Annotated in this window: 1 protein-coding gene; it reads left to right on the top strand. The window is 72.0% G+C overall.

The annotated features are described in order from the left end of the window. Window positions 1-91: 91 nt before the first annotated feature. Window positions 92-600 (top strand): helix-turn-helix domain-containing protein (locus ACI79U_RS21435; protein ID WP_457072411.1); only part of this gene is annotated, 509 nt, incomplete at its 3' end.

Raw genomic sequence — 600 nt, forward strand, 5'->3', positions numbered from 1 at the left:
TGTACTGAGCAGGACCGTTGTTGACGCGGGAGCGACCTCCGGGTCGGGTGGAGCTGTCTGACGGCATCCATTCCGACCGCGGAGGTCGCTCGTGTCCCACGCTAACGCCCGACTGACTCCGGCCGGGCGGTTGATCCTGGTCCAGCGGATCGCTACTGGCCGCCCGCCAGCACATGTGGCCGCGGAGATGGGCGTCTCGCGGGCCTGTGCCTACAAGTGGTGGGGCAGGTGGCGGGCCGAAGGCGAACCCGGCCTGGTCGACCGGCCCAGCCACGCCCGCAGCCATCCCCGGCGCACCCCGGCCTGCACCGAGACCCGGATCCGGATCTCCCGCCACCTGTCCCGCTCCGGGCCGGTGGCCATCGGCGCACACCTGAAGGTGCCCGCCTCCACCGTCGGTCGAGTCCTGCGCCGGCACCAGACCCCACCGTTGGCCGCCTGCGACCCGGTGACCGGGCAGGTCATCCGCGCTACTCGCCGCAGCGCCAACCGCTACGAGCACGACCGTGCCGGATCGCTGGTGCACGTCGATGTGAAGAAGCTCGGCCGCATCCCCGACGGCGGCGGCTGGCGGGCTCTGGGTCGAACAGCCACCGTCGA

Source organism: Modestobacter sp. SYSU DS0904, assembly GCF_054051115.1.